A 6,865-nucleotide genomic window follows, 5' to 3' on the forward strand; every position below is an offset into this window, starting at 1 on the left:
GGACCTTCGGGACGGTGTCGAACTGGGGGCGTCCAGGCGGGTGGGGCCCGGGGACGACGAGAACCCCGGCCCGTGGGGGCCGGGGTTCCGTGATCACTGCGGTCTTCGGTGACTACTCCGCGAGGTGTCGCTCCACTGTCTCCACCTTGGACGTGAGGCCGTCCGTCACGCCGGGGCGGATGTCCGCCTTGAGGACGAGGGACACCCGGGGCGCCCGCCGCTCGACGGCGGCCACCGCACGCCGGACGACGTCCATGACCTCGTCCCACTCCCCCTCGACGGAGGTGAACATCGCGTCGGTGCGGTTCGGCAGGCCCGACTCCCGGACCACCCGCACGGCGTCGGCGACGTACTCCCCCACGTCCTCCCCGACGCCCAGCGGCGTCACGGAGAAGGCGACGATCACGCGCTCACCACGCCTTCCTTGCGGGCGCGGGAGGCGATCACCGCGTCCTCGGCCTCACGCCGCAGCCTGCGCTCGGCGAAGAAGCCGCCGGCGGGCAGCACCGAGAGGACGAAGTACAGCGCGGCCGTCTTCAGCGACCACTTGGTCCGGTTCCACGCGTCGGCCCAGAAGATCACGTACAGGATGAAGAGGACGCCGTGCACCATGCCCATGACCGGCACGGCGTTGAAGTCGGTGGTCCGCTTCAGCACCGAGCAGACCAGCAGGAGGAGGAAGGAGATCGCCTCGGGCGCCGAGACCAGGCGGAGGCGGCGGATGGCGGTGGCGGTCTTGAGGTCCACGGGTCACCTTCGGTGGGAGACGGTCTTGCTGGGGCCAGACGCTTTGTGAACGCACGCACAAGCGTCCCGCCCATTGTGGCAAACCGCCACGGGCACCCCGGCCCGGGGTCGGCCTCCGCTGCCCCTAGGGGTGCGGTCAGGGTCGTTCTCCACCCACGGGCCCTGTCCGAAGCGCCCGGCCTGCGGCTACCTTCGCGTACGTGGCGATGTTCCGACTTCAGAGCAGCAAGGTGCTCGCCGTCGACATGACCGGAGACGCCGTGAAGGCGAAGAACGGCTCGATGGTCGCGTACGACGGCGAGATGGCCTTCAAGAAGCTCAGCGGCGGCGGCGAGGGCATCCGGGGCATGGTGACCCGGCGGCTGACCGGTGAGCAGATGACGTTGATGGAGGTGAAGGGCCGCGGCACCTGCTGGTTCGCGGACCGCGCCTCCGAGATCAACCTGGTCAGCGTTCAGGGCGACAAGCTCTACGTGGAGTCGAGCAACCTGCTCGCGACCGACGGCGGGCTGCGCACGGGGACGGAGTTCACGGGCCTGCGCGGAGCCTCCCAGGGCAACGGGCTCTTCACGACGACCGTCGAGGGCCACGGCCAGGCCGCGATCATGTCCGACGGTCCGGCCGTGGTGCTGCGCGTCAGCCCGCAGTACCCGCTGACGGTGGACCCGGGCGCGTACGTGGCGCACCAGGGGAACCTGCGGCAGTCCTTCCAGTCCGGTGTGACGTTCCGCACGCTGCTCGGAGAGGGCGGCGGCGAGGCCTTCCAGATGCGGTTCGAGGGGGACGGGCTGGTGTACGTGCAGCCGAGCGAGCGGAACACGATCGCGGGAGACGTGTGAGATGGCCTTCCGGGAGATCAACGCGAAGATGGTCGAGGCGACGGTCGCGCCGGGGCAGCGGCTGTTCAGCCAGCGCGGCGCGATGCTCGCCTACCGGGGCGAGGTGTCCTTCACGCCCAACATGGCGGGCGGCCAGGGCGGCATCATGTCGATGATCGGCCGCCGGGTCGCCGACGAGGACACGCCGCTGATGACCGTCGAGGGCAGCGGCACGGTCCTGTTCGGGCACGGCGGGCACCACGTCCAGGTGATCCGGCTCGCCGGCGACACGCTGTACCTGGAGGCCGACCGGCTCCTGGCCTTCGAGGGCACGCTCCAGCAGGGGACGATGTTCCTGGGCTCGCAGGGCGGCGTCATGGGCATGGTCCGGGGGCAGGTCAGCGGCCAGGGGCTGTTCACGACCACGCTCAAGGGGCACGGGGCCGTCGCGGTGATGGCCCACGGCGGGGTGATCGAGATCCCGATCAGCCCCCAGCGGCCGGTCCACGTGGACCCGCAGGCCTACGTCGCCCACCACGGCGACGTCCGCAACAAGCTGTCCACCGCCCTCGGCTGGCGGGACATGGTGGGCCGCGGCTCGGGCGAAGCGTTCCAGCTGGAGCTCAGCGGCAGCGGTGCGGTGTACGTCCAGGCGTCGGAGGAGAAGCTGTGAGCACGTACGGAACCCCGGGCGCCGGCCCCGCGGTCTTCGACCCGTCGACCCTGCCGTCCGACGACAACGTCAATCCCTACACCTTCTGCGTGGAGCTCAAGGGGAGCCAGTGGTTCCTGCAGAAGGGGAAGATGATCGCCTACTACGGCTCGATCGACTTCAACGGCGTGGGACACGGCCGGCTGGACCGTCTTGTCCGTACGTCCTTTCATTCGCCTCTGCACGCGAGCGACTGGGTCGTGGCGGAGGGCTCGGGCAAGATGCTCCTCGCCGACCGGGCCTTCGACGTGAACTCGTACGACCTGGAGGACGGCAATCTGACCATTCGCTCGGGCAACCTGCTTGCTTTTCAGCCAACTCTGGCACTGAAGCAATCAATCGTGCCGGGTTTTCTGACCCTCATCGGAACCGGAAAGTTCGTGGCCGCCTCGAACGGGCCGGTGGTGTTCATGGAACCCCCGCTCCGGGTCGACCCCCAGGCCCTGGTCGGCTGGGCCGACTGCCCCTCCCCCTGCCACCACTACGACCACGGGTACATGACCGGCGTGATGGGCGGTCTACGTGCGCTGACGGGCCTCGGCGGAGCCTCCGGCGAGGAGCACCAGTTCGAGTTCGTCGGGGCAGGCACGGTGCTGCTCCAGTCGTCCGAGACCCTGATGGCCGAGCAGGCCACGGGAGCCGTTCCGCACCAGGCCGGCGTGCCCGGCGGCGGGGCGCACAGCCCCCAGGCCGGACAGTCGGGGGTACCGCGTCTTCCCGGACAGCTGGGGGACCTCCAGCGTCGCTTCGGGCTGTGAGCGGTAGTCTGCGGAGTGTGACATCGAACGCCTGCGCACCAACGTTCGGCAGGCGTGCGGCGTCACGCGAAAACCCTCACTAGTTCGCCTTTCAACCTTTTAGGTAGACTTCATTCATGGAGACCGAGACGGCCACTCGCTGGCTGACCGATGCGGAGCAGTGCGCCTGGCGCACCCACCTGGAGGTCAACAGGCTGTTGACGTACCAGCTCGAGAAGGACCTGCAGCCGTTCGGCCTGACAATGAACGACTACGAGATCCTGGTGAATCTCTCCGAGTCCGAGGACCAGCGGATGCGGATGAGCGACCTCGCCTCCGCCACGCTCCAGTCCAAGAGCCGCCTCTCACACCAGATCACGCGCATGGAGAACGCGAACCTGGTCCGGCGGGAGAACTGCGAGTCCGACCGCCGGGGGCTCTACGCGGTCCTCACCGAGCACGGCATGGCGACGATGCAGAAGGTCGCGCCCCACCACGTGGCGTCCGTGCGGAGGCACTTCATCGACCTGCTGGCCCCCGAGGCCCTGACGGAGCTCGACAAGGCCCTCAAGCCCATCGCGGAGCACCTGCGCGGCCAGCGCGGGCGCCCGTAACCGGGACGGGACGCCCGGCGGCACGCCCCGGGCCGGTCCCGGCTAGGCGAGCGGCAGGCGGAGTTCGAACAGGGCTCCGCCTGCGGGCCCCTGTCCGGCCGTCAGCGTGCCGCCGTGCCGTACGGCCACGTCCCGGGCGATGGCGAGTCCGAGTCCGGCACCGCCGTCGTCGCGGCTGCGGGCGGCGTCCAGCCGGACGAACCGCTCGAAGATCCGCTCCCGGTCGACCTCGGGCACGCCGTCCCCGTCGTCCGCGACCCCGACGACGGCCCGGTCCCCCTCCCGCCGCACGCTCACGGTGACGGCCGTCCGGGCGTGCCGCTGGGCGTTGTCGAGCAGATTGGCCAGCACCCGCCCCAACTGCCCCCGCGATCCGGCCACCTCCACCGGCTCCGCGTCCACCGTCACGCCGGTCCGCCCCTCGGCCTCCTCCCGGGCGAGCCCGGCGAGGTCGACCTTCGCGTCGTTGGGCCGCTCCCCGGCGTCCAGCCGGGCGAGCAGCAGCAGGTCGGCGGCGAGCCGCTGGAGCCGCACGGTGTCCTCCACGGCCCCGTCGAGGTCCAGCAGTTCGGGGTGGGCGGCGGCCACCTCCAGCTGCGTCCGCAGCGAGGCGATGGGGCTGCGCAGTTCGTGGGAGGCGTCGGCGACGAAGCGCCGCTGCCGCTCCACGGACGTCTCCAGGGCGGCGAGCGTCTCGTTGGTGGTGCTGGCGAGCCGGGCGATCTCGTCATGGGTGTCCGGCTCGGGGACACGCCGCGCCAGGTCCTCGGACTGGGTGATGGCGGCCATCTCGCGCCGGATGCCCTCCACCGGCCGCAGGGCCCGCCGGGTGACCAGCCAGGTCACGCCCGCGACGACGCCCAGCAGCAGCGGGAATCCGATCAGCATCACCGTCAGCGCGCTCCGCACGGCCCCGTGCTCGGCGGCCAGCGGGGCACCGGCGAAGACCTTGAGGTGCCCCCGGTCGTGGGTCTCCACCTCCACGGCGGCGAACCGGTAGTCCTCCGTGTCCCCGTCGACCGTCGCCGACCCGTTCCTGAAGACGCTCTCCCCGGAGATCTCCCCGGGTTCGAGGGCCTTGCCGGAGTCGCCTGTGTCGTCGGAGTCGTCATCGTCGTCCCCGCGTGGGGCCGCGGCCGGCGGCTGCGCCTTCACCTTCGCGCTGTCCGTACCGCTGATCCGCTGGAGGTCCTCACTGACCGCGACCAGCCGCTTGTCCTCGTCGAGGACCTGCACCGGCCCGACGTCCCCGTCCAGCCCCGACAGCTTGTCGTACGGCGTGCCGGCGGCGAGCTCGGAGGCGACCGCCCGCGCGGAGCGCTCCGCCTGCGTACCGGCCTCGCCCATCAGGTTCGACCGCAGGGACAGCAGCACGGCGGCCCCGGCCGCGACGAGCGCCACCGCGACCACGAGCGTGGCGGCCAGCGTGGCCCGCGCCCGTACGGACCCGAAGAGCCGCCTCATGGCGAGGTCTCCAGCCGGTACCCGGCCCCGCGCACGGTCCGGATCAGTCCCGGCCGCAGCTTGCGCCGCAGGGTGCTGACGTACACCTCGACGATGTTCGGGTCGCCCTCGTACGCGAAGTCCCAGACGTGCTCCAGGATCTCCGACTTGGACACCACCTCGCCGGCCCGCAGCACGAGCTGCTCCAGCACGGAGAACTCCTTGGCGGTGAGGGTGATCTCGTCCTCCCCGAGGAACACCCGGCGAGCGGCCGTGTCCACCTTCAGATCCCCGTGCACATGCACGGGCGAGGCCCCCGCGCCCACGCCGCGCCGCCGCAGCAGCGCCTTGATCCGGGCGACGAGCACGACGTACGAGAACGGCTTGGTCAGGTAGTCGTCCGCGCCCGTGTCGAGCCCCTCGGCCTCGTCGTACTCGCCGTCCTTGGCGGTCAGCATCAGGATCGGCACCTCGTGCCCGGCGGCGCGCAGGGCGGCGCAGACCCGGTAGCCGTTGAGGCCGGGCAGCATGATGTCGAGGATCACCAGGTCGTACGTCCCCTCCGAGGCCTGGTGCAGCCCCTCCCGACCGTCGTGGACGACGTCCACGGCGTACCCCTCGGCCGTCAGGCCCCTGGCGAGCGACAGGGCCAGCCGCTTCTCGTCCTCCACGATCAACAGGCGCATGAGTAAAGAGTGGCAAAGGGAACCTGAAGATCCCTTCAGGGGGTTTCAGGTTCCTCTCAGCCTCCGTCAGCCAGAGTCGAAGACGTCGAAAACAAAACGACTCGGGAGGAATCCGCATGAAGCGCAACATCGTGATCGCCGCTGTGACCGCCGCCGCTCTGATCGGAGGCGGTACGGCCACGGCCCTGGCGACCACGGGAGACGACACGGGCTCGGCGCGGCAGACGGCCGACACCCGGCTGTCGGGCGACGACGTCCGTGACGACCAGGACGGTGCGGACGACCGCGACGACGACGCTCGGATCTCTTCCTCCAAGGTCACCGCGCCCGAGGCGATCGCCTCCGCGCTGAAGCACACCTCGGGTACGGCCGTCTCCGCCGAGCTGGACGACGAGGACGACAGCGCCAAGGTGGTCTGGAAGGTCGACGTCCTGTCCGGCGACAACACCTGGCACAGCGTGAGCGTCGACCCGTCCAGCGGCAAGGTCATCGGTTCGCACACCGACGACGAGGACGACACGGCGCAGGTGCGGGCGGCCCTGAAGGGTTCCTCGGTGACCGCCGAGGAGGCCGCGAAGGCTGCCGCCGGCAAGGGCGTGGTGACCTCCGTCGACCTGGACGAGGACGGCAAGGACAAGTCCTGGGAGGCCGAGACCCACAAGTCCGGCGGCGCCGAGCAGGACTGGAAGATCGACCTCAAGACGGGCAAGGTCACGGCGGACCGCTCGGACGCGCAGGACGACGACGCCGCCGACAACGACGACCAGGACTGACCGCTCACAGCCCGATCCCAACCGCCCCGGCGTCCATGCTGACGCCGGGGCGTCGCGCAACCCGGCGGAGCGGGGCGCCGCTTCTTTGGGACGGGTGCCGCCCCTAGCGGCACGCATGCCCGCAGCTGAGCGGGACGGGCGGCCCGCAGCCGGGCGGGGCCGCAGGGGGGCGAGGCCCGCGGCGGCGGGTCTGCGGCGGCAGCCACGACGCGCCCGCACCCGCGAGACGGCGCAAGGGGCCGTGTCGGGGGGTGTCCGCCCGCAGCGGTTGGCGCGTCAACGAACAGTCAGTCGGCACGCAAGTCGATCGCGCCGTTCCGAGGACGGACACCCCC

Annotated in this window: 9 protein-coding genes; 5 read left to right on the forward strand and 4 right to left on the reverse strand. The window is 71.0% G+C overall.

Annotated elements, in window-relative coordinates:
- Nucleotides 1-112 precede the first annotated feature (112 nt).
- Both ABZ948_RS30580 and ABZ948_RS30585 read right to left on the reverse strand, forming a co-directional pair.
- Complete coding sequence (locus ABZ948_RS30580; RefSeq protein ID WP_030854324.1) at nt 113-406, reverse strand: MTH1187 family thiamine-binding protein; 294 nt, start codon at nt 404-406, stop codon at nt 113-115.
- On the reverse strand, nt 403-747 hold the full coding sequence (locus ABZ948_RS30585) for a DUF3817 domain-containing protein (protein WP_359764931.1): 345 nt from the start codon (nt 745-747) through the stop codon (nt 403-405). Before ABZ948_RS30585 ends, ABZ948_RS30580 begins: the two co-directional genes overlap by 4 nt.
- Before the next feature lie 206 nt (nt 748-953).
- On the opposite strand from ABZ948_RS30585, the gene ABZ948_RS30590 reads away from it, so the two are divergent.
- The 4 genes from ABZ948_RS30590 to ABZ948_RS30605 all read left to right on the forward strand — a co-directional run bounded on the left by ABZ948_RS30590 (nt 954) and on the right by ABZ948_RS30605 (nt 3,628).
- On the forward strand, nt 954-1,586 hold the full coding sequence (locus ABZ948_RS30590; protein WP_031116419.1) for an AIM24 family protein: 633 nt from the start codon (nt 954-956) through the stop codon (nt 1,584-1,586).
- Nucleotide 1,587: 1 nt separating this feature from the next.
- Entirely contained in the window at nt 1,588-2,238 is a 651-nt protein-coding gene (locus ABZ948_RS30595; RefSeq protein ID WP_359764933.1) for an AIM24 family protein, read from the forward strand.
- Nucleotides 2,235-3,035 carry an AIM24 family protein gene (locus ABZ948_RS30600; protein WP_359764935.1) on the forward strand — a complete coding sequence of 267 codons (801 nt, stop codon included), beginning with the start codon at nt 2,235-2,237 and terminating at the stop codon, nt 3,033-3,035. Before ABZ948_RS30595 ends, ABZ948_RS30600 begins: the two co-directional genes overlap by 4 nt.
- Nucleotides 3,036-3,151: 116 nt before the next feature.
- Nucleotides 3,152-3,628: a MarR family winged helix-turn-helix transcriptional regulator gene (locus tag ABZ948_RS30605; protein WP_338783198.1), complete on the forward strand. Its 477-nt coding sequence runs from the start codon at nt 3,152-3,154 to the stop codon at nt 3,626-3,628.
- Nucleotides 3,629-3,670: 42 nt separating this feature from the next.
- Here the strand turns inward: ABZ948_RS30605 and ABZ948_RS30610 are convergent, their stop codons facing one another.
- Nucleotides 3,671-5,092, reverse strand: a complete 1,422-nt coding sequence (locus ABZ948_RS30610) for a sensor histidine kinase (RefSeq protein WP_359764938.1) — start codon at nt 5,090-5,092, stop codon at nt 3,671-3,673.
- Complete coding sequence (locus ABZ948_RS30615; protein WP_359764940.1) at nt 5,089-5,757, reverse strand: response regulator transcription factor; 669 nt, start codon at nt 5,755-5,757, stop codon at nt 5,089-5,091. Before ABZ948_RS30615 ends, ABZ948_RS30610 begins: the two co-directional genes overlap by 4 nt.
- A gap of 116 nt (nt 5,758-5,873) precedes the next feature.
- Between ABZ948_RS30615 and ABZ948_RS30620 the strand changes: the two genes are divergently transcribed.
- Nucleotides 5,874-6,530, forward strand: coding sequence for a PepSY domain-containing protein (locus tag ABZ948_RS30620; RefSeq protein ID WP_359764942.1), 657 nt, complete (start codon nt 5,874-5,876; stop codon nt 6,528-6,530).
- Nucleotides 6,531-6,865: the final 335 nt, after the last annotated feature.

Origin of the sequence: Streptomyces olindensis, from assembly GCF_040645895.1 — a bacterium.
In the GTDB taxonomy this organism is placed as follows: Bacteria; Actinomycetota; Actinomycetes; order Streptomycetales; family Streptomycetaceae; genus Streptomyces; species Streptomyces olindensis.